Here is a 23,766-nt window from a genome sequence, read left to right as displayed (position 1 = left end):
GCCATTACTCCATCATCTTCTCAATAGGCAGCACCAGGATGGAGCTTGCGCCCAGCGCCTTCAGTTTTTCCATGGTTTCCCAGAACAGGGTTTCGCTGCTCACCATGTGCATCGCCACGCGCTGCTGGTCGCCCGCCAGCGGCAGGATGGTTGGGCGCTCAGCGCCCGGCAGCAGGGCAATCACTTCATCCAGACGCTCGGTTGGGGCGTGCATCATGATGTATTTGGACTCACGCGCCTGAATCACGCCCTGAATACGTGTCAGCAGCTTGTCAATCAGCTGCTGCTTGGCGTCGGCCATGTCGCCGTCGCGCTGAATCAGGCACGCTTTAGAGCGGTAGATGACTTCAACTTCGCGCAGACCGTTCGCTTCCAGCGTCGCGCCGGTAGAGACGAGATCGCAGATGGCGTCCGCCAGACCCGCACGCGGTGCCACTTCAACGGAACCGTTCAGCAGGCAGGATTTAAACTGCACGCCTTTCTGGTCGAGATAACGCTTTAACAGGTGAGGGTAAGAGGTGGCGATACGTTTGCCGTTCAGCGCGGCCGGGCCGTCCCACGCTTCATCCACCGGCGTAGCCAGTGACAGGCGGCAGCCGCCGAAGTCCAGACGACGCAGGGTGAAGTAACGCGGATCTTCGCCCTGCGCGCGGCGGGTCAGCAGCTCTTCTTCCAGCACGTTTTCACCGATGATGCCGAGGTCAACGACGCCGTCCATAACCAGACCGGGAATATCGTCATCACGCACGCGCAGAATGTCGATGGGCATGTTTTCAGCCAGAGCAATCAGGCGCTGGGTGTGCAGGTTAATTTTAATCCCGCAGCGGGCCAGCAGTTCGCGTGAGTCGTCGCTCAAACGGCCTGATTTTTGAATAGCTATGCGTAAGCGTGAGTTATCTAACATTCTTTATTCCTCGTTAACCTGTTTTAACCTGTCTGAATTCGGTCCAAAAAAAAGCCCCCGGAAGAAGATCTTCCGGGGGCTTTCTCATGCGTTCATGCACCACTGGAAGATCCAAACGTCTTCCAGCACACATCGCCTGAAAGACTAGTCAGGATGATGGTGATGATGGTGGTGTTTAAATTGAACGCGTGTCATATAAATTCTCGATGAATGCTTATTCATTTGATGTCTTTTAACCTAAACCAGTTGTACGACATATTGCAAGGGCTTTTTTTGATCATTAATTCATTTCATATTGATGCTATGAATTGTGTGTTCTGCCAGGCTGGCGTAGCCTTATAAAAGACGAGTGAGAGTCAGGAGAATTCGCATGAAAAAGGTCGCGATTGTCGGTTTAGGATGGCTGGGAATGCCGCTGGCGATGTCATTAGCCACGAAAGGCTGGCAGGTGACCGGGAGCAAAACCACGGCGGATGGGGTAGAGGCAGCTCGCATGTGCGGTATTGATGGCGTTGAACTGCGTCTTGAACCGGAGCTGGTGTGTGATGCTGACGATCTGGACACGCTGATGAACGTCGATGCGCTGGTGATCACGTTACCCGCGCGGCGCAGCGGGCCGGGCGAGTCGTTTTATCTGCAGGCGATGCAGGAGATTGTCGACAGCGCGCTGGCGCACCATGTTCCGCGCATCATTTTTACCAGCTCAACGTCGGTCTATGGCGAAGTTGAGGGCGTGGTGAAAGAAAGTTCCGAGCGCCGTCCCGTGACGGCGAGCGGTCAGGTTCTGAAAGAGCTGGAAGACTGGCTGCATCATCTTCCCGGCACGCAGGTCGATATCGTACGTCTGGCGGGGCTGGTGGGCCCTGGTCGCCATCCGGGACGCTTTTTTGCCGGGAAATCCGCGCCAGACGGCCAGCATGTCGTCAATCTTGTACATCTTGACGATGTTGTTGGCGCAATTGAGCTACTCCTACAGGCTCCGAAAGGTGGACACATCTATAATATATGTGCACCGTCTCATCCGGCGCGCAGCACGTTTTACCCGCTGATGGCACGTCAGCTGGGCCTGGCGGCGCCGGTTTTCGGTGAGGCAAAGGATGACAGTAAAGGCAAAATTGTTGATGGCAATCGCATTTGTCATGAGCTGGGGTTTGAGTATCAGTATCCCGATCCGCTGGTGATGCCCATGGAATAAGTCCCGCAGCGGAGACGATCGCACACCAGAAGGGGGGCGAGCATGAAACCGCTGCTGGATGTTCTTATTATTCTGGATGCACTGGAAAAAGAGGGGAGCTTTGCCGCTGCGTCGGCAAAGCTCTACAAAACCCCATCTGCGTTGAGCTATACCGTTCAAAAACTGGAAAGCGATCTTAATATCCAGATCCTCGATCGCTCCGGGCACCGCGCTCGTTTTACCCGTACCGGTCAGATGCTGCTGGAAAAAGGCCGCGAAGTCCTTCATACCGTCCGTGAACTCGAAAAACAGGCCGTTAAACTCCATCAGGGGTGGGAAAACGAGCTGGTTATTGGCGTGGATGATACCTTTCCGTTTTCTCTCCTGACGCCGCTGATTGAAGCCTTTTATCAACACCACAGCGTCACCCGGCTTATCTTTATCAACGGCGTGCTGGGGGGCTCCTGGGATGCCTTAACGCAGGGCAGGGCGGATATTTTTGTCGGTGCACTCCATGAGCCTCCCCAGCTGAGTGATTTTGGTTTTGCCCGGCTGGGCGTGCTCGAGCAGGTGTTTGCCATAGCGCCCCATCATCCCCTGGCTCAGGAGCCCGAGCCTATTAACCGTCGCGTGATTAAAGGCTACCGCGCCATCGTGGTCGGGGACAGCTCGCGTCCGGAATGTTCGGTCTCCTCACAGCTGCTTGATGAGCAGGAGGCCATTACTGTTTTCGACTATAAAACCAAGCTGGAACTGCAAATAAGCGGCCTGGGCTGCGGCTATTTACCCCGCTATCTGGCGCAGCGATTTATTGACAGCGGTGCGCTTGTTGAAAAACAGGTGCTTGCTCAAAGCAGTAATGACTCGGTGTGGGTAGGCTGGAATGAACAAACTGCCGGGTTGGCCAGCGCATGGTGGCGGGACGAGATTTTAGCAAATAGTGCTATCGCCGCCGTTTACTCTCAGCCCGGCGTCCAGAAATCAGCCAGTTAGCAAAAAGAAAATTGTCCCGTGCTTTGCAAAGTATTGCCTTTTGTATCCGATGTGGGGCAAAATGCCGCCGCTGCAACCAAATGAATAATCGACGATATAAAAGGCGTCGGTTATTTTTTTTTGCATGTACGAAACGAAACTAAAAACCAAGAGGCCGGGCTTCGTACCGGATAGATATTTACTAAAATCCGACAGTTGTTGTCGCTGAGGAAGAAAGAAATGGGGCAATTTTTCGCTTACGTGGCGGTTATCACCGTAAAGGAGAATAACTATGTCGCATAACGCAACTCCAAACACCTCTCGCGTGGAATTACGTAAAACGCTTACGTTGATTCCGGTTGTTATGATGGGCCTCGCCTATATGCAACCGATGACGCTGTTCGATACATTCGGTATCGTATCGGGCCTCACAGACGGTCACGTGGCAACGGCTTACGCCTTTGCGCTGGTCGCTATTCTCTTTACTGCGCTGAGCTACGGTAAACTGGTTCGCCGTTTCCCGTCTGCAGGCTCTGCCTACACCTATGCCCAAAAATCCATCAGCCCGGCGGTTGGCTTTATGGTGGGCTGGTCATCTCTGCTGGACTACCTGTTCATGCCGATGATCAACATTCTGCTGGCAAAAATTTACTTCGAAGCGCTGGTGCCTTCTGTTCCATCGTGGATCTTCGTTGTCGCGCTGGTGGCCTTTATGACCATCTCTAACCTGCGCAGCATCAAGACCGTGGCGAACTTCAACACCCTGATTGTTATTCTGCAGATGGGCATTGTGGCGGTTATCGTTGGCCTGATCATCTACGGTGTTTCTCACGGTGAAGGTGCAGGTACGCTGACCAGCACGCGTCCATTCTGGTCTGAAGGTGCGCACGTTGTGCCGATGATTACCGGTGCGACAATTCTGTGCTTCTCGTTCCTGGGCTTTGACGGTATCTCTTCTCTGTCCGAAGAGACCAAAGATGCTGAGCGCGTGATCCCGAAAGCGATTTTCCTGACAGCGCTGATTGGCGGCCTGATCTTTATCGGCGCTTCCTACTTCCTGCAGCTGTACTTCCCGGACATCTCTCGCTTTAAAGATCCGGATGCGTCACAGCCTGAAATCATGCTGTATGTTGCGGGTAAAACCTTCCAGTGGGGCGTGCTGATCTTCTCCAGCGTGACCGTACTGGCGTCCGGCATGGCGGCACACGCAGGCGTTTCTCGTCTGATGTACGTGATGGGACGTGACGGCGTATTCCCGACCCGTTTCTTCGGCTACGTGCATCCGAAATGGCGTACTCCGGCGTGGAACGTGCTGCTGGTTGGCGCTATTGCCCTGCTGGCGATTAAATTCGACCTGGTGACGGCGACCGCGCTGATCAACTTCGGTGCGCTGGTGGCGTTTACCTTCGTTAACCTCTCCGTGATCTCCCAGTTCTGGATCCGTGAGAAGCGCAACAAAACGCTGAAAGACCACTTCAACTATCTGGTGCTGCCAGTGTGTGGTGCCCTGACCGTGGGCGCGCTGTGGATTAACCTGGAAGAGAGCTCTATGGTTCTGGGTCTGATCTGGGGTGCTATCGGTTTGGTTTACCTGGCCTGCGTCACGAAGAGCTTCCGTAACCCGGTTCCTCAGTACGAAGACGTCGCATAATGACTCGCCGGGTGGCGCTAGCGCTTACCCGGCCTACAAAAAAACACACCCGTAGGCCCGCGTAAGCGCAGCGCCACCGGGCAAAAAAAACCGGAGACTTTTGTCTCCGGTTTTTTTATCTGGGAATTTCAGACTATCTCTTGCGCGTACTGGAACAGGGATTTCAACAGTGCCTGTTTTTCAGCATTCCCTTCATACTGGCCATAAAGCATTTCCAGCTCCTGGGCATAGCTATTAAGGAACTCAGGGGTAAAGACATTGCGACGATGCTGCAGCCAGCGATCCTGCTCTGCCTCGTCCAGCGTGCCGGGGTAGTTACGCGCGCGGTAATTAAACATCAGCCTTTCGATGCGTTTATCGGCGAAGGTAATATCCAGCGCAGGCAAGTTGCGCGGCTCGGTTTGCAGAACGATATTCATCGCCGCGCGATCGGCATCGCTGAAGAAACCGTTATAGAGCTGGGCATCTACGTTTTCTGACGGTACGAAAGGCTCCGCCTCGGCAAAGATGGCGACCACTTTCTCGCGCACCTGAGGATTATCGCGCAGCACTTTCAGATTATCGAGGCAGTGCTGCCGGTTTATGCCCAGTCTGTCCGCATCTTCCGGGCGCAGCGTATTGGCCTGCGCCAGGACCGGACATTTATTGATATGCACCAGTTTGACCGGCACCGCAGGCAGATCCCCGAGTTCATTTTTCGGGGTATAAAGCCGTTCACGCAGGGTATCGCTGTCAAGCTCCAGCAGCGGTGAAATATCGCCGGCCAAATCCACCATGATGACCGCATTACGGTTATCCGGATGCCAGGCCAGCGGGGCGACCCAGCTGGTATTTCCGCGCCAGGCGCCAAACATGCCGGAAATATGCACCAGCGGCTTCATCTGCGGCACATCAATCAGCGTGGTCAACTTCTGTTTACTGCGGTGGCTCAGCAGATACTCAAACAGCCGGGGCTGCGCGCTTTTCACCAGCTTCGCCATGGCAATGGTGGCATAGACATCCGCCATAGCGTCGTGGGCATTGCTGTGCTCGATGCCGTTGGCGCGCGTCAGATGTTCCAACCGGAAGCTGGTCAGCCCTTCCTCATTTTCTGGCCAGTTAATGCCTTCAGGACGCAGGGCATAACAGGTGCGCATGATGTCGAGTAAATCCCAGCGTGAGTTGCGGTTCTGCCAGCTCCAGGCATAGGGATCGTAAAAGTTACGATAGAAGATGTTGCGCGTCACTTCGTCATCGAAGCGGATGTTGTTGTAACCGACCACGCAGGTATTGGGGACGGTAAACAGATCGTGGATGCGTCGGGCGAATTCTGCCTCGTTAACGCCTTTCTCACGCGCTTCCTGAGGGGTGATCCCGGTGACCATGACCGCCCCGGGCTGAGGCAGGTAGTCATCCGCAGGCTTGCAGTAAAAGACCTCAGGCTCGCCAATGATGTTGAATTCGTCGTCGGTACGGATGGCGGCAAACTGCGCCGGTCGGTCCAGCGCCGGGTGCGTGCCAAAGGTTTCGTAGTCGTGGAACAAAAAAGTCGGGCGAGCGGCAGAGTCAGACACCAGTAATACCATCCTGTTAAAAAATGACGTCACTATGGTAAACGATCGTGCGGTCCAGACCGAATAAAAAGCACCGCCATGGCGCAAATTTGCGCGCCAGCTTCAGAGAAAAATCAGCGTTCTGTCACATTTTTTTGCAATTAAGCCAGGTAACGACATCAGAACTCCCGTAAAAAGGTCATCGATTTTTAATGACCTGAGGATATACCGTTGAAACGCCGTCTGTTTATTGCTGTTTCTTTACTCGCTTCGAGTGTCTCATCTGCTTTTGCGGCCGAACCACTGGATTTTTCGCCGCAGCCTCCGGCCATTCAGGCTGGCTCCTGGGTGCTGATGGACTACACGACTGGTCAGATCTTAACGGCGGGCAACGAACATCAACAACGTAATCCGGCGAGCCTGACCAAGCTGATGACGGGGTATGTGGTTGATCGGGCCATTGATAGCCACCGCATTACGCCGGACGACATTGTCACCGTAGGGCGTGACGCGTGGGCTAAAGGCAACCCGGTTTTTGACGGCTCGTCGCTCATGTTCCTGAAAGAGGGCGATCGCGTCTCCGTACGTGACTTAAGCCGTGGCCTGATTGTCGATTCCGGCAACGACGCCTGCGTGGCGCTGGCCGATCACGTGGCGGGCGGTCAGCCGCAGTTTGTGAAGATGATGAACGACTACGTGCAAAAGTTGAATCTGCGCGATACGCATTTTGAAACCGTCCACGGGCTGGACGCGCCGGGCCAGCACAGCTCGGCCTATGACCTGGCCGTACTCTCCCGCGCCATCATCCACGGCGAGCCTGAGTTTTATCATATGTACAGTGAAAAGAGCCTGACCTGGAACGGGATCACCCAGCAGAACCGTAACGGCCTGCTGTGGGATAAAACCATGAACGTGGACGGCCTTAAAACGGGACATACCTCGGGGGCGGGCTTTAACCTGATTGCGTCCGCCGTTGACGGGCAGCGCCGTTTAATCGCGGTGGTCATGGGGGCGGACAGCCCGAAAGGGCGCGAGGACCAGGCCCGAAAACTGCTGCACTGGGGGCAGCAGAATTTCGATACGGTGCAGATCCTGCATAGCGGTAAAAAAGTGGGGACAGAACGTATCTGGTACGGCGATAAGGAGCAGGTGAAACTGGGTACCGACCAGGACTTCTGGCTGGCACTGCCGAAAGCGGAAGTGCCGAACATCAAAGCCAAATACGTGCTGGATAAAAAAGAGCTGGAAGCGCCGATCGCCGCGCACCAGCGGGTGGGTGAGATCCAGCTCTACGACCGCGACAAAGTGGTGGCGCACTGGCCGCTGGTGACGCTGGAAGCCGTTGATAAAGGCGGCCTGTTCTCTCGCATGAGCGATTATCTGCACCACACGCTTTAACTGTTGCTGAGCAGGCTGGCAGGGTTGCGAGTCTGCTCACATAATAAACACTCCTCGTTTGCCGATAATAGTCATCCAGTTTTATAGTGTATGAATATACAGTGATAGGTGGAGGCAGCATGGACTACAGCATTAAGCAGCAACAGAAACGTAAGATTGCCGGTTTTCATTTGGTCGGACCGTGGGAACAAACGGTAAAACAGGGTTTTGAACAGCTGGTGATGTGGGTGGACGGGCGTCACATTGAGCCGCTGGAGTGGGTTGCGGTCTACTACGATAACCCCGACGAGGTCCCGGCAGAAAAACTGCGCTGCGATACGGCGGTTACGGTACCGGATGATTTCGTCATCCCGGAAAACAGCGAAGGCGTCATGATGACGGAAATCGCGGCCGGGGATTATGCCGTGGCGACGGCGCGCGTGGAAAACTACGACTTCGCCACGCCGTGGTATCAGTTCTTTAATTCCCTGCTGCAGGACAATAAGTACCAGATGGCGCTCAAACCCTGCTTCGAGCGCTATCTCAATGACGGCAATGCAGACGGCTACTGGGATATCGAAATGTATATCGCGGTAGAGCATAAAACGGTTTAAGCCTGCGAAGTGAAGGGTTTTTCAGCCGGGAGCGATCCGCCCGGCTGAAAACACAGTACAATTGTGATTTGCCGTGTAGCTGGAGAGCGGGTGTGCGTCCCGACAAATCATTAACCCCTTTTGAAATTCGGTTGTACAAACATTACCGCGTGGTGCACGGGTGTCGCATCGCGCTGGCTTTCGTATTAACGTTTGTGCTGGTCCGTTTGCTGGACGTTCCCGAAGGGACGTGGCCGCTGATCACGCTGGTGGTGGTGATGGGGCCCATCTCGTTTTGGGGAAACGTTGTTCCGCGCGCTTTTGAGCGAATTGGCGGGACGGTTTTAGGCTCGGCGCTTGGGCTTATCGCCCTGAAGCTGGAGCTCATCTCATTTCCCGTGATGCTGGCATGGTGCGGTGCCGCCATGTTCCTGTGCGGCTGGCTGGCGCTGGGCAAAAGACCGTATCAGGCGCTGCTGATTGGTATTACGCTCGCGGTGGTTGTCGGTGCGCCCGCCGGGGATATGACCACGGCGCTGTGGCGAAGCGGGGATGTCATCCTGGGGTCACTGCTGGCCATGCTCTTCACCGGTATCTGGCCACAGCGTGCTTTTCTGCACTGGCGTATTCAGATGGCTAACTACGTCACCGCCTTTAACCGCGTCTATCAGGCCGGTTTTTCCCCGAATCTGGTTGAGCGTCCCCGGCTGGAAAAGCATCTGCAAACGATCCTCAACGACGTGGTTAAAATGCGCGGCCTGATCACGCCCGCCAGCAAAGAAACCCATATTCAGAAATCGATTTTTGAAGCTATCCAGACGGTAAGCCGCAATTTGGTCTGCATGCTTGAACTGCAAATCAACGCCCACTGGGCCTCGCGTCCCAGCCATCTGCTGATGCTTAACGCGCAGACCCTTAAAGAGACCCAGCAGATGACGCAGCAAACGCTGTTGACCATCGCCCATGCGCTCTATGAAGGGAACCCGCAGCCGATACTGGCCAACAGCGAGCGGCTGAATGAGATCGTCGCGGAGCTGAAGCAGCTCATCAACGAGCGCCAGAGCGATAACGTGGCGGAAACGCCTATTCATGGCTACGTCTGGCTGAGCATGGAACTGGCGCGGCAGCTTGAGCTGTTATCGCACCTTATTTGCCGGGCGCTGCGCAAATAAAAGGCGTATGTGACGGCTGCTGCTTCGATTCAGCAGCAATTGGGGTTATGATAGCTTTAAACGATATACTCATTGTCATTCGCAGCCGCTGTCAGTAAGGTTATTGTTACAACGGTTGCCTTAACGAATCCGAATCTCACATTATCAGGGGTGTAAAAATGGAAACTACCAAGCCTTCGTTCCAGGATGTTCTGGAATTCGTCCGCCTGTTCCGCCGCAAAAACAAGCTGCAGCGTGAAATCCAGGACGTTGAGAAGAAGATCCGTGACAACCAGAAACGTGTTCTGCTGCTCGACAACCTGAGCGACTACATCAAGCCAGGTATGAGCGTTGAAGCTATTCAGGGCATCATCGCCAGCATGAAGAGCGACTATGAAGACCGCGTTGATGACTACATCATCAAAAACGCTGAGCTGTCCAAAGAGCGTCGTGACATCTCCAAGAAGCTGAAAGTGATGGGCGAAATCAAAAACGGCGAAGCAAAAAGCGAGTAATCGCAGCGAATAGTGAAAAAGGCTCTCTGGTGACAGAGAGCCTTTTTTTATGACGCAGAACGCGGCTGTAGCTGATAAATCCAGGCCTTAACCTGCTTGCCTTCAAGGGTGGTCACCGTGACCTCAACCCGATCGTAGCCATCTTCAAATTCATCCAGCATTTGCCAGTGTGCGTCAAGGTTATCAGAGATAAACAGATAGCCTTCGACGCGGGGGCCATCAGGGTGGAGCACAATCCCCGGGAAGTCCGCCGCAGCGCCCCAGCCGCGTTCGTAAAACGTACCGGATACGAAGCCGGACAGCCATTCACCGCCAATGTGTTCAAGAATATGCGCATTAGAGTGACCGGGGCGTAGTGTGCCGTAAACAAACAGTGCGTCCATTTATCCTCACCGGAAAAGCAAAAAGCCCGCTCGAAAGCAGGCTTTTCTAAATGTGGCTCCTCTGACTGGACTCGAACCAGTGACATACGGATTAACAGTCCGCCGTTCTACCGACTGAACTACAGAGGAATCGTTGTGGAGGCTTATCTTAGCGGCGAAAAAACTTTTGTCAAACCTGATCTTAGGGAAAATAGACCGATTGCTGATTCTGTCGTCAGTTTGTTGTAAATCCACACATCTTTTTCTGGAAAATACTTTGCAGGATTAGCATTTGTCCCCCATCATTTGAAATGGAGTTTCAACTTTTCTCTCTAAGGTCCATTTTGAACGTCACTGCCTCCTTACGCCAGGCGATAGCGCGCACGCCATGGTATGCAAAACGTAAAAGCTATCGTGTCCTGTTCTGGCGTGAAATCACCCCTCTCGCTGTGCCTATCTTCCTGGAAAATACCTGCGTTCTGCTGATGGGGGTCCTGAGCACCTTCCTGGTGAGTTGGCTGGGGAAAGAGGCGATGGCAGGGGTTGGGCTGGCGGACAGCTTTAACATGGTGGTGATCTCGTTCTTTGCCGCCATAGATCTCGGGACGACGGTGGTGGTGGCTTTTAGCCTCGGCAAGCTTGACCCCAAACGTGCACGCGAGGCGGCCCGCCAGTCGCTGATGATCATGACCATTTTTTCGATCGTTCTGGCGGCGGTGATCCACTATTTCGGTAAAGAGATTATCGATTTTGTCGCCGGGGAGGCCACGAACGAGGTTAAAGACCTGGCGCTGACCTACCTGGAAATGACCGTCTTAAGCTATCCGGCGGCGGCCATTGCGCTGATTGGCAGCGGCGCGCTGCGCGGGGCGGGCAACACCAAAATTCCGCTGCTGATCAACGGCGGGATGAATATCCTGAATATCGTGATCAGCAGTGTGCTGATCTACGGCGCGTTCTCGTGGGAGGGGCTGGGGTTCGTCGGTGCGGGGCTGGGCTTAACCATTTCACGCTATATCGGCGCGGTAGCCATCATTGGGGTGCTGATGGCGGGGATTACCCCCTCGCTGCGTCTGACGCTGAAAAGCTATTTCCGCCCCTTTAATTTCGCCATTATCTGGGAAGTTATGGGGATCGGCATTCCCGCGAGCATTGAATCGGTGTTGTTCAACGGCGGGAAGCTGCTCACGCAGATGTTTGTTGCCGGAATGGGGACCGACGTTATCGCCGGTAACTTTATCGCCTTTTCTATTGCCTCGCTGATTAACCTGCCGGGTAACGCGCTGGGTTCGGCATCGACCATCATCACGGGTAAACGGCTCGGGAAAGGGCAGATAGGCCAGGCGGAGCGTCAGCTGCGGCACGTCTTCTGGCTGTCGACCATAGGGCTGACGCTGATCGCCTGGGGAACCGCGCCGTTTGCCGGGCTGATGGCCTCGTTTTATACCCACGAAGACGACGTTAAAGAGGTCGTTAAGATCCTCATCTGGCTCAACGCGGCCTTTATGCCCATCTGGGCGGCCTCATGGGTATTGCCCGCCGGGCTGAAAGGGGCGCGCGATGCCCGCTTTGCAATGTGGGTATCGATGCTCGGCATGTGGGGATGTCGCGTTGTCGCGGGGTATACGCTCGGGGTGATGCTCGGATGGGGTGTGGTCGGCGTCTGGCTGGGGATGTTCCTCGACTGGGCCGTGCGGGGCGCGCTGTTCTACTGGCGGATGGTCAGCGGCCGCTGGCTGTGGAAATATCCGCGAAAGAGTGCCTGACAATTGCGCGAAGTGGAGAATAATTCGGCAAACGATCGGAAATATGCATTCTGCCTTTGACATCATGGGGGAGCATCGATAATATGCGCCCCGTTCACACGATTCCTCTGTAGTTCAGTCGGTAGAACGGCGGACTGTTAATCCGTATGTCACTGGTTCGAGTCCAGTCAGAGGAGCCACATTTAGAAAAGCCTGCTTACGAGCGGGCTTTTTGCTTTTCTGCATCTGGTAAAAATGTCGGGTGGCGGCTTCGCCTTACCCGACCTACAAAAACCTCGAATCGTAGGCCGGGTAAGGCGAAGCCGCCATCCGGCTAAAGCCGCACTATCGATCCAGGCTAATCGGTGCCGTCGCCTCTTCCAGCCACGAACGCGCCTCGCTATTCACCAGAGGTAACAGCGCCTCACGTACCTGCCGGTGATACGCATCCAGCCACTGCTTTTCCTGCTCGCTCAACAGATGCAGCTCAGCCTGACTTAAGTCGATCGGGATCAGCGTCAGCGAGGAAAACGAGCAGAACCCCGGACGGCTCTCCACAATCTCCACCTGGTTTTCAATACGAATACCGTGGCTATCACCCAGATAGTAGCCCGGCTCGATAGTCATGATATTGCCTGCCACTAGCGGCCACGGGTTGACCTTTTTGGCGATGCGATGCGGGTTCTCATGGATCAGCAGCTGGTGCCCCACGCCGTGCCCCGTGCCGTGATCGTAATCCAGTCCCATCTCCCACAGCGGGCGACGCGCAAACGCATCCAGCTGATGCCCCTGAGTCCCGGAAGGGAACTGCAGGGTAATGAGCGACAGGAAGCCTCTCAGCACGGCAGTGTAGTGCAGGCGCTGTTGCGGATCGACTTTCCCCCACGCCAGCGTACGCGTGGCGTCGGTGGTGCCGTTAACATACTGGCCGCCGGAATCGTTGAGGTAAAAATGGTCATGGCCGATGGGCTTATTGCTGGCCTCGCTCGAATGGTAGTGGCACATCGCCGCATTGCTCGAAGAGGCGGAGATGGTCGCAAAACTCTGCTCGAAGAACCCAGGCTGCTGTTGACGGAACGCAAGCTGCTGCGCCTGCGCGTCCAGCTCGGTGAGCGGTTGCCCAGCCGCCGAGCGCAGCGGCACTTCGTGGCTCAGCCAGGCAAGGAAGTTGACCCATGCGGCCCCGTCCTGGTGATGGCACTCGCGATAGCCTGCCAGCTCGACCGGGTTTTTAGTCGCTTTCATCAGGGTGATGGGGTCGGTCCGCCAGACGATTTCTCCCCGTGGCTCAATGGCGAAGCGCAGGGCCACCGGCGCGGAATCGGCATCAATCATCACCCGTTTGCCTTCAGCAATCTGCTGGCAGCGTTCAATAAAGGTATCCTGCGGCGCAATGGTGAACGCACTGCGCACATCGTCAGGCAGGGCGCTGAGCTTATTGTCGTTAACAAACCACTCAACGTGACCGTCACGACCAAGAAGGGCAAAGGAGAGCGGTACCGGGCTGTAAGGGATATCCGCGCCACGCACGTTTAACAGCCAGGCGATGTTATCCGGCAGGGTGACGGCGAGATAATCGGCACTGTTTGCGGCCAGCACGGCGGCGACGCGCTGACGTTTGTCCGCGCTGCGTTCGCCGCTGTGTTCAACCGGCATTTCACGGATAAGTCCCGCCGGTGCGGCAGGGCGGTCAGTCCATAAGGTGTCAAACGGCGAGGCCTTCAGAGGCACCAGCTCGCACGGCGTGGCAGACAGTTGCTCAAACTCCGAGTTGGTCATCAGCAGCGCGTCAAAACCGATGCGTGTTCCGGCCTCAACGTTTTCTGCAAGCCATTCAGCCAGCGGCTCGTTGTGCAGGTGGTGGATCTCAACCTCATCCGTATTGACCTGTACGCGGGCCTGAACCTGATAGCGACCGTCGACGAACAGCAGCGCTTTGTTTTTCAGCACCAGCGCCACGCCGGCCGAGCCGTCAAAGCCCGTCAGCCAGGCCAGCTTTTCGTCGTAGGGCGCGCAGTATTCGCTCTGCCAGGCATCCGCCCGCGGGACGATCATCCCGTCGAGATGGCTGGCCTCAAGCCAGTGGCGAAGGGCAGAGAGCGGTGATGTGCTGGACATTGTTTTTCCTTATCGTTATTAGCGGAACGGCGGCTCGTTGAAGGTGCGCAGCTTGCGGGAATGGAGCTTGTCGCCTTCTGCCCGCAGCAAATCAATGGCGCGAATACCAATCTGCAGATGCTCTGAGATAGCCCCTTCATAGAAACGGTTGGCCTGGCCCGGCAGCTTAATTTCGCCGTGCAGCGGCTTATCGGAGACGCACAGCAGCGTGCCGTAAGGGACGCGGAAGCGATACCCCTGTGCGGCGATGGTGGCGCTCTCCATATCAATCGCCACCGCGCGGCTCAGGTTGAAGCGCAGCGCGGAGGCGGAGTAGCGCAGCTCCCAGTTGCGGTCATCCGTTGTGACGACCGTACCGGTGCGCAGGCGCTGTTTAACCTCTTCACCCGGCATGCCGCTGACCTCTTTGGTAGCGTCATACAGCGCGCGCTGTACTTCGGCGATGCTCGGGATTGGGATGTCCGGCGGCAGCACCGCATCAAGCACGTGGTCATCACGCAGATAGGCGTGGGCCAGCACGTAGTCGCCAATCAGCTGGCTTTCACGCAGGCCGCCGCAGTGGCCAATCATCAGCCACACGTCCGGGCGCAGGACCGCCAGATGGTCACAAATGGTTTTGGCATTTGACGGGCCAACGCCGATGTTGATCAGGGTGATGCCCTGACCGTCGGCGGTGATCAGGTGCCAGGCGGGCATCTGGTGCTTTTTCCATGCCAGGTCGGAAATGGCCTGCTCGGGCGCTTCGGTCTCCGCGGTGATCCAGATCCCGCCCGCGCAGGACAGCGCGATGTACGGGCTTTCCGGATCGAGAATTTGGCTACAGCCCCAGCGGACAAACTCATCCACGTAGCGGGTGTAGTTGGTAAAGAGCACGAACGGCTGGAAATGTTCGACTGGCGTACCGGTGTAGTGGCGCAGGCGCGCCAGGGAGAAATCGACCCGGCGGGCATCAAAGTGCGACAGGGGAGAAAATTCTGCCGGGTGATAAATCCCGTCGGCCGTCTCATCGCCAATCTGCGAAAGTTCCGTCGTCGGGAAGTGGCGGGTCAGCCCCGCGCTCATGGAGCGGTCAAGCGTTAATGCCGAACCGTCAATCACGTAGGGATACGGGATCTCATGCCGCGAGGGCTCAACGTGAATGTGCGCGCCGTAATCCTGGTACAACAGCGTGAGTTGTTCTTCAAGATACGGTCGGAACAGTGCAGGGCGGGTGACGGTGGTGCTGTAGCAGCCGGAGTGGGTAAAGCGCGCGTAGGCGCGGGTTTTGGGATTACTGCTGGCGCTGCCGTCCCAGGTCACAGAGAGCGATGGATAAACAAAAAGGCCCTCGGTTCTGGCCTTTTCATCGGGAAGTTTCCCTGTTTCGATATATTCGCTGATGGCGCTGCGCAGCGCGTTGACGGACTGTTCGTACAGCGCGTCGAGTTTTTCCAGCGCCTGAGCCGGGGTCAGGCTGGAGCCCTTATTATTCATCTCTGTCTCCTTGTTCCACAGGTGTGCGACTCTACCCGATAGTATGTCACACGCCTGTGAAACAAAAGGGAGATCAGCTGTGGCGCGTCTCTTTCATCAGCAGCGCCGTCGCCGCCGACAGCAGGCAGCCGGCCAGCAGATAAATCGCCACGCTGTGCCAGTTGCCGCCGGAGAAGGTCACCAGCGCGGCGGCAATAAACGGCGTAAATCCGCCGCCGACCACGCTTGCGACCTGGTAGCCCACGCCCGCGCCGCTGTAGCGGTAGCTTGCGCCGAACAGTTCAGTAAACATCGGCTGCTGAACGCACACCACCATATCGTGAGCGATGTTGGCGAGCATGATGGCGAAGAAGACAATCCAGAAGATCGACTGCGCCTCGAGCGCCATAAAGAACGGCCAGGCGCTGAGGGTGCCAATCAGCGCCCCGGTGATGTAAACGCGACGGCGACCAAACCGGTCCGCCAGCCAGGCGAAGCAGGGGATTGTCAGGCAGCTGATCCCGCCGACCAGCAGGCCAATATTCAGGAACAGCTCGCGGGGAAGACCGAGGTTCTGCGTCGAGTAGTTCAGGGCAAACGCGGTGACGATATACATCGTCAGCAGTTCACAGAGGCGCAGGGCGATAATTTTCAGAAAAGCGCCAGGGTGTCGGACGAGGGCTTCCATGACCGGAAGACGCTTGCTCGTGGCCGGTTTTTCCTGCTGCTTTTCGAACTCTGCCGACTCCTCCATCCCGTTACGGATCCACAGCGCGGCGATGACCAGCACGATGCTGAAGATGAACGGAATGCGCCAGCCCCAGCTCAGGAACTGCTCGTCGGTGGTGAGCTGGCTGATTAGCGATACCAGCCCGGTGGAAAGCAGCAGGCCTACGCCGTACCCGACCTGTACGCCGCTGCTGTAAAACGCTTTCCGGTGCTTCGGCGCGCTCTCAACGGATAACAACGCCGCACCGCCCCATTCGCCGCCGACGGCGAAGCCCTGGATGGCGCGCAGGGTGACCAGCAGTACCGGCGCCCACCAGCCGATAGAGGCAAACGAGGGGAGAATACCAATCAGCGCGGTGGCGATCCCCATCATCCAGACGGTGAGCATCAGCATGCGCTTGCGGCCAAGACGGTCGCCGAAGTGGCCGAAGATCACCCCGCCCAGCGGGCGAAACAGAAAGCCGACGCCGAAGGTGGCAAATGCGGCGAGCGTGCCCATCGCGGGGCTGACCTGCGGAAAAAACTCGCGGTTAAACACCAGGGCGGCAGTGATGCCGTAAAGCAGAAAATCATACCAGTCGACGACGGCACCCGCGAAGCTGCCTAAGGCCGCGCGGCGGGCACGATTGAGCGAAGGTGTCTCCTCGTTGGGACGATCGGAGATGAGGGTGGAGTCCATAGTTGTCCTGTCCGTACTGATTTTTAATTATTGGTATAAGAAAAGGTCACTCACATTGCGTCCGTCATATAAACGGAACCTATGAGACTACCGCGACAAAACGCCTGAGAAAACGTTTTTATCTTTCCGGAAGGCGCTGAATAAATAAATTTCATCTTCCCCTACCTCGAGATAAATCAGTCTGTTTGGCTCCGGTTAGTGCTGAATGGATTACAGTTATAGATACCGCTGCGTGGCCTAAGCTGAGGGAGTAACGATGCAACGCACCTTTTTGGCATTCTGGATGGTCCTGTTTTTATTCGTCGCACCGCTTAACGCGGAGCCCAACGTCTACGGTGAGCAACGCATCAGCGGCTGGTGGAATGCGCTGACGGATGATATCTCCCGGACCTGGGAAGAGCCTCAACGTTACGACCTGTACCTGCCGTTCCTGAGCTGGCACGCTCGCTTTATGTACGACAAAGAAAAAACGGACAATTACAATGAAATGCCGTGGGGCGGCGGGCTGGGCGTTTCCCGCTATAACGAAGAGGGCAACTGGAGCGCGCTGTTCGCGATGATGTTCAAGGACTCGCACAACGAATGGCAGCCCGCGATGGGCTATGGCTGGGAGAAGGGCTGGTATCTGGATAATGCCAAAGATTTCCGCCTTGGGCTCGGCGCTGCGGCGGGCATCACGGCGCGAGATGATTTTGCAAACTATGTCCCGCTACCGTTCATCTTCCCGCTGTTTTCCGCCGGGTATAAGCGCGTTACCGTCCAGTTCACCTATATTCCAGGAACCTATAACAACGGCAACGTGCTCTTTGCCTGGCTGCGCTTAGGCTTCTAAAGGGTGATCACCTTTTTTGCCACGGCGTTAGACAATACCAGCATGGAGAAGAGAACAGAGGTAATGAAAGTGAGCACAATCAGCGCCAGCTTCATACCGAGAGAGGTCACCGGTATCAGCGCCGTCAGCAGATGAAACACCGAGTAGTGCACAATGTACACGCCGGTCATCGTTTTGCTGATGGCGGCCAGAATGGACTCCTTAAATTCAGCGTTGCGGCGAAAGCGCACGCCGTTCGCCGCAATCACCAGGGCAATAATCAGGATGTAGATCTGCGAGCCGGTGAGAATAAAGGCGTTTCTGTCCGCCTTGAACAGCGCGAAGAAGAAGTGGCGCTCGTAAAACCAGGTGAAGAGGTAGATAAACGGGATGGCGATAACCGCTGCCCGGACCACCTTTTTGCGGCTAATCCACTCGGCGACTTTCGGGTCGCAGAAGAGTTGCCCCGTCAGATAAAACAGCAGCCACGTCCACAGCCGATACTGCGGTGACAGGGAAAGGACGTGCGTTTCAGGATAGAGCGCCGATAGCAGATCGTATCCGTAGGAAAAGAGCAGCAGGGCGGCAATCGCGCCGCAAAACAGCGCTCGCCGCTGGCTCAGCCATTCCACAACCGGGTGGAAGGTGTAAATCACCACAAACGCGAACACGAACCAGGGCTGGATTAAATACCCGCGCTGATAGGGCTCCCACAGGTAGTAGATCGTTATCCAGAACAGAAAAACAATCACCAGACTTTTAATTTTACCCAGCTGCCAGCGGGTGTCGTGACGTGACTGTCCGTCGAGATAACCCGCAACGACAAAAAACAGCGGCGTGGCAATCGTCGAGATAAAGGTTAAAAACCCCAGGATCCAGTGATAGTCATAATCATAATGATCCCAGGTGTTGTAAATGGTAAAGAAGGTCACCGCCGTCATACAGCCCAGCGTCTTGATAATGTTCAGCCCTGTCGCATTCATTGTTGTTTGGCTTCGTCCTTACGATGGAAACACGCGTAGATAACGGGGAGTACCAGCAGCGTCAGGATTGTAGCAAACCCCAGTCCAAACATAATCACAACGGCCATGCTCTGGAAGAAAACGTCCAGCAGCAGCGGAGCCAGGCCAAGTACGGTCGTAAACGCGGTGAGTAGGATGGGGCGCAGGCGCGAGGTGGCGGCGTACACGATCGCGCTGCGCTGATCCTTTTGCGTTTTCTGCTGTTCGATCTCTTCCACCAGCACGATGCCGTTGCGGATCAGCATGCCGCTCAGGCTCAGCAGACCAATTAGCGCCATAAAGCCAAAGGGAATGCCGGTAAGTAAAAATCCCGGCGTCACGCCAATCAGCGCCAGCGGTACGGTCAGCCAGATGGCGACCGCATTTTTCACCGAGCTGAACATCAGCACCGTAATAACAAACATCACCAGATACCCGAGAGGTAGCGTTGTGAAAAGCCCCTGCTGCGCTTCACTCGAGTTTTCCGCGTCGCCCCCCCACTCGATGCTGTAGCCGTGTGGCAGGGGAAGTGCATCAATCTGCGGCTTCACGCGGGCGAGAATGTCCACGGAGGTTTGCTGGCTCAGCGGATCGGGATCGGTCTGCACCGTCAGCACTCGCGAGCGGTCGCGTCGAAGTATCAGCGGATCTTCCCACTCCAGCGAGAAGCGGCTGACGACGTTACTCAGCGGGATATACTGCTGCCGCGTCTGGCTCCACACCAGCACGTTGTTCAGGTGATTGGCGTCCAGCCTTTCGCTTTCCGGGGGCCTCACCACCACGGGCAGCAGATCGCTGCCTTCCCGGTACAGCCCCGCCCGGCTGCCGGAGAAGTTCATCTCCAGCGCGTTATCAACGTCCTGCTTATCTACGCCAAGCTCGCGGCCCAGGGCGGCAACGTACTGTGGGCGGATCACCTTGCTGCGGTTTTGCCAGTCGTTCCTGACGCTGCCCGTGGCAGGATCGCGGGTGAGAATGTCGTCCACCTGGCTGGCAATCAGGCGCAGCCGGTCAGGGTCCGGGCCTTTAATGCGCACCTCAATGGCGCTGTCGCCGGAGGGGCCAAACATCACGCGTTTGGTGCTGGCGTTGACCTGGGGATAGTTTCGCGCGATGTACTCGTCCACGTGGCGCGTCAGGGCAGAGATGTTGCGCTGGTCGTCCATGCGCACCATGATCTGCGCATAGTTGCCGTACTGCCGCTGCCCGCTGTAGGTCAGAATAAACCGCATACTTCCCTGACCGATGGTTGAGACGGTGGTTTCCACCCCCGGCTGGCCGTTAATGGTTTTTTCGATATCGCCGGTCATTTTCTCGGTCCATTTAATATCGGTACCGTAGGGTAGCCAGAGATCGACAAAGAAAATCGGCGTATTAGACGACGGGAAAAAATTTTGCCGCACGGCACCGAAGCCCCAGATGGACGCTGCCAGCAGCGCAGCCATCACAATGAGCGTCGGTGCCTTATGGTGCAGTAGCGTGTTAAGCAGGCGCTGGTAGGCGCGGTAGAGTCGTTTATCGTAAGGATCTGACTCGTCGGTTTTATCGGGCGCGCTGTCGTTTTTAAACAACCACCACTTAATCAGCACCGGGGTGAGGGTGAGCGCCGAAAACCAGCTCAGCATGAGGGAAATTAGCAGCACCTGGAACAGGGATTTACAGTATTCCCCGGTGGAATCCTGCGACAGCCCGATTGGGGCAAACGCCAGGATGGCAATCACCGTCGCCCCAAGCAGCGGCAGGGCGGAGCGGCGGATGATGTAGTTCACGGCGGTAAGCAGCGGGGAGCCCTGCTGTCGGGCAATCAACACCCCTTCGACAATCACGATGGCGTTATCCACTAGCATGCTGAGGGCGATAATCAGCGCCCCGAGCGAGATGCGCTGCAGCTCAATGCCCCACAGATACATAATCAGCAGCGTGCCGAGCACGTTAAGCGCGAGGGAGAACGCGATGATGATCCCGCTGCGTACGCCCATAAAGATCAGCAGCACGCCGATGACAATCGCCAGCGCCATCAGGAAGTTAATAATAAAACCGTTAACGGAGTGGCCCACTTCGGCTGCCTGATCGTAAAACAGGTCTATCTGTATGCCTGCCGGTTTTTCCGCCGACATCTGGTTTAGCTTCGCCTCCAGCGCGTGCCCCACGTCGATAACGTTCACGCCGGGAATAAACGAGACGCCCATGGTAACGGCTTTTTTACCGTTGGCATGGTAGATACTGGCCGGCGATTCGTTCAGCCCGCGCGACAGCGTGGCAATATCCCGCAGACGCGTCGCCGCCCCGGTGCCGGAAGGCGTGATGATGATATCCGCCAGTTCATCAAGATTCTCGAACTCACCGGTCGGGTGCAGGCGAATGGATTCGGTGCCGGAGGTGATTTCTCCGGCGCTGGAAACGACGTTAAGTCTGCTGAGCAGGGCGGAAAGCTGGTTCAGCGTAATGCCGCGCGCGGCCATTTTGGTCAGGGAGATATCGATGTTGACCTGTTGGCTAATGGCCCCGCCGATGGCGACCTTCGCGACGCCGGGGATCAGAATCAACTCCCGGCGCAGCTGCTCCGCATATCGCACCAGCTCAGGATTACTGAATTCATCTCCGGAAATGGCGAAGAAGAAGCCGAACACGTCGCCGAAATCGTCATTTACAAAGGGCGTGACGACGCCGGGCGGGAACAGACGCGATGCATCGCCCACGCGGCGGCGCAGTTCATCCCAAATCTGCGGCAGCTCGTTCGAGTGATAGCGAGAAGCGATGTTAACGGTGATTTGCGACAGACCGTTTGAAGAGATGGAGCTCACGTTGTCCAGATAAGGCAGCTGCTGAAGAGCATTCTCCAGCGGAAGCGTCACCTCCTCTTCAACCTGCTGAGCGGATGCGCCGGGGTAGTGGGTGACCACCACTGCGGTTTTGATGGTAAAGGCGGGATCTTCCAGCCTGCCGATATTCAACAGGGCGAAAATACCCCCGATGCCCAGCAGCAGGATCGTTAGCCAGACGCGAACAGGGTTATTGATAAATTGACGAGAGATATCCATTACAGTCCCCGTTCACGCGTCCAGATACGCACCGGCTGGTTAGCATGGAGCTCACCAACGCCCGCAGCCACCACGCGTTCGCCCGCCTTAAGCCCGCTGGTAATCACCACGCCTTCGGTACTCACTTGCCCCACGCTGACCTTGCGGTCTTCCAGATGCAGCGCATCGCCTTCGCCCGTTACGACCCAGACGTGCGGCTCGTTGCGCGGGCTGTTGTCCGGGTTAAAGACTGCTTCAACCGGTACGACCAGCGCCTGAGCGTCCGCGCCCGCCGGGAGGTTGGTTAGATTAATGGTCACCGTACCGCTTACGCCGCCGACAGCGGGAAAATCATCTGGCCGCGGCATGGTCAGTATCACCTGCCAGGTCAGGGTATTGCTGTCGCTGCTGCCGGAGTGCTCTTTGTAGACGGCGGTAAATTCCCGATCCGGCATGGCGTTAATTCTCACCACGGGGCGATACTGCGCGTTGCGGATATCGAAGGTCTTAAACAGGTTTTCAGGGATGCTAAACACCACGTCCAGCAGGTCGGTGCGGGTTAACGTCGCGATGGGCTGACCGGGGGACACCACCTGATGGTTCCGTACGTGTACGCTGGCCGCCGTCCCACTGAAGGGGGCGACGAGCGTCATCTGATTCAGCTCTTCCCGGGCAATCTGTAGCGCCGCATTCGCCGAATCGCGGTTCGCGCGCTGCACGTCCATTTCTGCTTTCGAAATCGCCTGGCGGCCCGCCAGGGTCTGGAAGCGATCGAACTGCCTCTGGGCCAGCGTCGCCGCCGTTTGTCTGTCGTTAACCCGCTGCTGGGCTTCACGGGCATTCAGTCTGGCAAGCTGTTGCCCCTGTTTGATGGCTGCACCCTGACGCACATCGAGCGCTTCAATTTGACCTGCGCGCTTGAAAGAAAGGTCTGTGGCATCGCCCGATTCAATGCGGGCGGGAAAAACGCGCTGCTGGGCGTGACCGGGAACCGTCACCTCCGCCACTTTTACCATCCTGGGCAGGGAGGCGGCTTGCTTGGGCTTCGGGTCGCACGCCGTGAGCGTTAACAAAACGAACGGTAAAAGAGAGAGATAGCGGTTCACTGTATTCCCCTAATAAATAACTGTTTTATTTATTCCATAACCTGGACAGGGGTGACACTATTCTGCCAGAACAGTGACGACCATATAGGTAAATAAACCAATCGCCGTGCTGGCGATAATGGCAAGCGCAATAAACATACCCAGACGGATCAGGCTTAAACCATACATACATTCCTCCATGAGCAGGAAGCGGTAGCTGACTATGAGCATAGTCGGCGAAAAGATAAATGTTAAATAACCATTATCAGTGGGGAAGCGCTAAACCTGATATTCCTGTGCTACGTTTAATGTTATCCATCTTTTTTTACCGTAACTGGCATTAAGGGCAACCCCCTGCATTTAATGCGTTTTTTGCTTCACTCACTCTCGTGTTGGTTATAAAAAGGATGCTCGATATGTATAAAAACATTCTCGTTCCGGTGGATGTCTACGAGACAAGCCTGGCGGATAAAGCGTTGCAGCATGCACAGTTTCTGGCGCAAAGCGCATCGGGTGACATTCATTTGCTGCACGTCATGCCCAAATTTTCAGCCGAGCTGACGCGTGGTTTTATTTCAGATGCGCGCAAAATGGATGAATATATGATTAATAATTCGAAAGAAAAGCTGTCTGAGCTGGTCAAAAAAGTGAATCTGCCAGAAGAGCGTGTTCATCTCCACGTCCGTAGCGGGAATGTTCGTGATGAGGTTATTAAGCTGGCGGATGAACTTACCGTCGGCGCGATTATTGTCGGCTCGCGAAATCCAAATATTCAAACCCATTTGTTAGGATCGGAGGCGGCAAGTATTGTTCGTTACGCTCATGTTCCTGTTTTCGTTATTCGTTAATTACAGAGAAGCAAGGTGATTTCTGAATAGAATCTGAGGAAGGAACG

21 protein-coding genes, 2 tRNA genes and 1 other annotated feature are annotated in these 23,766 nt (G+C 56.0%); of the genes, 12 read left to right on the top strand and 11 right to left on the bottom strand.

Going from position 1 to position 23,766, the window contains the following annotated elements; genetic code table 11:
* Positions 1–4: 4 nt before the first annotated feature.
* Both hisG and hisL read right to left on the bottom strand, forming a co-directional pair.
* Positions 5–904 (bottom strand): ATP phosphoribosyltransferase, encoded by a 900-nt coding sequence (gene hisG / locus GVO84_RS14625; protein WP_028018500.1) that lies wholly within the window; start codon positions 902–904, stop codon positions 5–7.
* 45 nt (positions 905–949) lie between these two features.
* Positions 950–1,073 (bottom strand) — a sequence feature (His leader region).
* Positions 1,049–1,099, bottom strand: coding sequence for a his operon leader peptide (gene hisL / locus GVO84_RS14620; RefSeq protein ID WP_001364200.1), 51 nt, complete (start codon positions 1,097–1,099; stop codon positions 1,049–1,051). (Overlaps the previous feature by 25 nt.)
* Positions 1,100–1,274: 175 nt before the next feature.
* On the opposite strand from hisL, the gene GVO84_RS14615 reads away from it, so the two are divergent.
* The 4 genes from GVO84_RS14615 to GVO84_RS14600 all read left to right on the top strand — a co-directional run bounded on the left by GVO84_RS14615 (position 1,275) and on the right by GVO84_RS14600 (position 4,701).
* Complete coding sequence (locus GVO84_RS14615) at positions 1,275–2,099, top strand: SDR family oxidoreductase (protein WP_121424360.1); 825 nt, start codon at positions 1,275–1,277, stop codon at positions 2,097–2,099.
* A gap of 42 nt (positions 2,100–2,141) precedes the next feature.
* A complete protein-coding gene (locus GVO84_RS14610; RefSeq protein ID WP_159514512.1) occupies positions 2,142–3,071 on the top strand; it encodes a LysR substrate-binding domain-containing protein in 930 nt (309 codons plus the stop codon).
* Between the two features lie 219 nt (positions 3,072–3,290).
* Positions 3,291–3,353, top strand: coding sequence for a membrane protein YoeI (gene yoeI, locus GVO84_RS14605; RefSeq protein WP_099458931.1), 63 nt, complete (start codon positions 3,291–3,293; stop codon positions 3,351–3,353).
* On the top strand, positions 3,343–4,701 hold the full coding sequence (locus GVO84_RS14600) for an APC family permease (protein ID WP_023336236.1): 1,359 nt from the start codon (positions 3,343–3,345) through the stop codon (positions 4,699–4,701). Before yoeI ends, GVO84_RS14600 begins: the two co-directional genes overlap by 11 nt.
* A 128-nt stretch (positions 4,702–4,829) precedes the next feature.
* Here the strand turns inward: GVO84_RS14600 and sbcB are convergent, their stop codons facing one another.
* The gene (gene sbcB, locus GVO84_RS14595) at positions 4,830–6,266 is read right to left on the bottom strand and encodes an exodeoxyribonuclease I (protein WP_370686479.1); all 1,437 of its coding nucleotides are present in this window, start codon (positions 6,264–6,266) and stop codon (positions 4,830–4,832) included.
* Between the two features lie 198 nt (positions 6,267–6,464).
* On the opposite strand from sbcB, the gene dacD reads away from it, so the two are divergent.
* The 4 genes from dacD to GVO84_RS14575 all read left to right on the top strand — a co-directional run bounded on the left by dacD (position 6,465) and on the right by GVO84_RS14575 (position 9,869).
* Positions 6,465–7,631, top strand: a complete 1,167-nt coding sequence (dacD, locus tag GVO84_RS14590) for a serine-type D-Ala-D-Ala carboxypeptidase DacD (protein ID WP_032658759.1) — start codon at positions 6,465–6,467, stop codon at positions 7,629–7,631.
* Between the two features lie 119 nt (positions 7,632–7,750).
* On the top strand, positions 7,751–8,224 hold the full coding sequence (gene sbmC / locus GVO84_RS14585) for a DNA gyrase inhibitor SbmC (protein ID WP_032646437.1): 474 nt from the start codon (positions 7,751–7,753) through the stop codon (positions 8,222–8,224).
* Between the two features lie 92 nt (positions 8,225–8,316).
* Positions 8,317–9,375, top strand: a complete 1,059-nt coding sequence (locus GVO84_RS14580) for an FUSC family protein (RefSeq protein WP_023312358.1) — start codon at positions 8,317–8,319, stop codon at positions 9,373–9,375.
* 158 nt (positions 9,376–9,533) lie between these two features.
* Positions 9,534–9,869, top strand: a complete 336-nt coding sequence (locus GVO84_RS14575; RefSeq protein ID WP_008499467.1) for a DUF496 family protein — start codon at positions 9,534–9,536, stop codon at positions 9,867–9,869.
* 47 nt (positions 9,870–9,916) lie between these two features.
* Here the strand turns inward: GVO84_RS14575 and GVO84_RS14570 are convergent, their stop codons facing one another.
* Both GVO84_RS14570 and GVO84_RS14565 read right to left on the bottom strand, forming a co-directional pair.
* On the bottom strand, positions 9,917–10,252 hold the full coding sequence (locus GVO84_RS14570; protein WP_159514510.1) for a gamma-glutamylcyclotransferase family protein: 336 nt from the start codon (positions 10,250–10,252) through the stop codon (positions 9,917–9,919).
* A 53-nt stretch (positions 10,253–10,305) separates the two neighbouring features.
* Positions 10,306–10,381: transfer RNA gene (locus GVO84_RS14565), tRNA-Asn, on the bottom strand.
* A 161-nt stretch (positions 10,382–10,542) separates the two neighbouring features.
* Here GVO84_RS14565 and emmdR point away from each other — a divergent pair.
* A complete protein-coding gene (gene emmdR / locus GVO84_RS14560) occupies positions 10,543–11,997 on the top strand; it encodes a multidrug efflux MATE transporter EmmdR (protein WP_121424357.1) in 1,455 nt (484 codons plus the stop codon).
* A gap of 103 nt (positions 11,998–12,100) precedes the next feature.
* A tRNA-Asn gene (locus GVO84_RS14555) sits at positions 12,101–12,176 on the top strand.
* Positions 12,177–12,321: 145 nt separating this feature from the next.
* Here GVO84_RS14555 and GVO84_RS14550 read toward each other — a convergent pair.
* The 3 genes from GVO84_RS14550 to shiA all read right to left on the bottom strand — a co-directional run bounded on the left by GVO84_RS14550 (position 12,322) and on the right by shiA (position 16,954).
* A complete protein-coding gene (locus GVO84_RS14550) occupies positions 12,322–14,094 on the bottom strand; it encodes an aminopeptidase P family protein (protein WP_159514509.1) in 1,773 nt (590 codons plus the stop codon).
* Positions 14,095–14,112: 18 nt separating this feature from the next.
* Complete coding sequence (locus GVO84_RS14545) at positions 14,113–15,567, bottom strand: AMP nucleosidase (RefSeq protein ID WP_159514508.1); 1,455 nt, start codon at positions 15,565–15,567, stop codon at positions 14,113–14,115.
* Between the two features lie 73 nt (positions 15,568–15,640).
* Complete coding sequence (gene shiA / locus GVO84_RS14540) at positions 15,641–16,954, bottom strand: shikimate transporter (RefSeq protein ID WP_159514507.1); 1,314 nt, start codon at positions 16,952–16,954, stop codon at positions 15,641–15,643.
* A gap of 256 nt (positions 16,955–17,210) precedes the next feature.
* On the opposite strand from shiA, the gene pagP reads away from it, so the two are divergent.
* On the top strand, positions 17,211–17,786 hold the full coding sequence (pagP, locus tag GVO84_RS14535) for a lipid IV(A) palmitoyltransferase PagP (RefSeq protein WP_159514506.1): 576 nt from the start codon (positions 17,211–17,213) through the stop codon (positions 17,784–17,786).
* Here pagP and GVO84_RS14530 read toward each other — a convergent pair.
* The 3 genes from GVO84_RS14530 to GVO84_RS14520 are packed head-to-tail and all read right to left on the bottom strand — an operon-like array spanning position 17,783 to position 22,892.
* Positions 17,783–18,748 carry an acyltransferase gene (locus GVO84_RS14530; protein WP_121424352.1) on the bottom strand — a complete coding sequence of 322 codons (966 nt, stop codon included), beginning with the start codon at positions 18,746–18,748 and terminating at the stop codon, positions 17,783–17,785. The two genes, pagP and GVO84_RS14530, sit on opposite strands and share 4 nt — an antisense overlap.
* Complete coding sequence (locus tag GVO84_RS14525) at positions 18,745–21,807, bottom strand: efflux RND transporter permease subunit (protein ID WP_159514505.1); 3,063 nt, start codon at positions 21,805–21,807, stop codon at positions 18,745–18,747. The genes GVO84_RS14530 and GVO84_RS14525 overlap by 4 nt, the downstream gene beginning before the upstream one ends.
* Positions 21,807–22,892, bottom strand: a complete 1,086-nt coding sequence (locus GVO84_RS14520) for an efflux RND transporter periplasmic adaptor subunit (protein WP_201283068.1) — start codon at positions 22,890–22,892, stop codon at positions 21,807–21,809. Before GVO84_RS14520 ends, GVO84_RS14525 begins: the two co-directional genes overlap by 1 nt.
* Positions 22,893–23,287: 395 nt before the next feature.
* Between GVO84_RS14520 and GVO84_RS14515 the strand changes: the two genes are divergently transcribed.
* On the top strand, positions 23,288–23,719 hold the full coding sequence (locus GVO84_RS14515; RefSeq protein WP_159514504.1) for a universal stress protein: 432 nt from the start codon (positions 23,288–23,290) through the stop codon (positions 23,717–23,719).
* Positions 23,720–23,766: the final 47 nt, after the last annotated feature.

The sequence above is a fragment of the Enterobacter sp. SM3 genome (assembly GCF_009811935.2).
Classification (GTDB): Bacteria; Pseudomonadota; Gammaproteobacteria; order Enterobacterales; family Enterobacteriaceae; genus Enterobacter; species Enterobacter asburiae_D.
Note: the sequence above shows the minus strand (reverse complement) of the source record. Positions and strands in the feature narration are given on the sequence as shown.

Coding starts and splice junctions, on each gene's coding strand:
- hisG (WP_028018500.1), bottom strand. CDS start 904: ATGTTAGATAACTCACGCTTACGCATAGCTATTCAAAAATCAGGCCGT.
- GVO84_RS14615 (WP_121424360.1), top strand. CDS start 1,275: ATGAAAAAGGTCGCGATTGTCGGTTTAGGATGGCTGGGAATGCCGCTG.
- GVO84_RS14610 (WP_159514512.1), top strand. CDS start 2,142: ATGAAACCGCTGCTGGATGTTCTTATTATTCTGGATGCACTGGAAAAA.
- GVO84_RS14600 (WP_023336236.1), top strand. CDS start 3,343: ATGTCGCATAACGCAACTCCAAACACCTCTCGCGTGGAATTACGTAAA.
- sbcB (WP_370686479.1), bottom strand. CDS start 6,266: ATGGTATTACTGGTGTCTGACTCTGCCGCTCGCCCGACTTTTTTGTTC.
- sbmC (WP_032646437.1), top strand. CDS start 7,751: ATGGACTACAGCATTAAGCAGCAACAGAAACGTAAGATTGCCGGTTTT.
- GVO84_RS14575 (WP_008499467.1), top strand. CDS start 9,534: ATGGAAACTACCAAGCCTTCGTTCCAGGATGTTCTGGAATTCGTCCGC.
- GVO84_RS14570 (WP_159514510.1), bottom strand. CDS start 10,252: ATGGACGCACTGTTTGTTTACGGCACACTACGCCCCGGTCACTCTAAT.
- emmdR (WP_121424357.1), top strand. CDS start 10,543: ATGGAGTTTCAACTTTTCTCTCTAAGGTCCATTTTGAACGTCACTGCC.
- GVO84_RS14550 (WP_159514509.1), bottom strand. CDS start 14,094: ATGTCCAGCACATCACCGCTCTCTGCCCTTCGCCACTGGCTTGAGGCC.
- GVO84_RS14545 (WP_159514508.1), bottom strand. CDS start 15,567: ATGAATAATAAGGGCTCCAGCCTGACCCCGGCTCAGGCGCTGGAAAAA.
- shiA (WP_159514507.1), bottom strand. CDS start 16,954: ATGGACTCCACCCTCATCTCCGATCGTCCCAACGAGGAGACACCTTCG.
- pagP (WP_159514506.1), top strand. CDS start 17,211: ATGCAACGCACCTTTTTGGCATTCTGGATGGTCCTGTTTTTATTCGTC.
- GVO84_RS14530 (WP_121424352.1), bottom strand. CDS start 18,748: ATGAATGCGACAGGGCTGAACATTATCAAGACGCTGGGCTGTATGACG.
- GVO84_RS14525 (WP_159514505.1), bottom strand. CDS start 21,807: ATGGATATCTCTCGTCAATTTATCAATAACCCTGTTCGCGTCTGGCTA.
- GVO84_RS14515 (WP_159514504.1), top strand. CDS start 23,288: ATGTATAAAAACATTCTCGTTCCGGTGGATGTCTACGAGACAAGCCTG.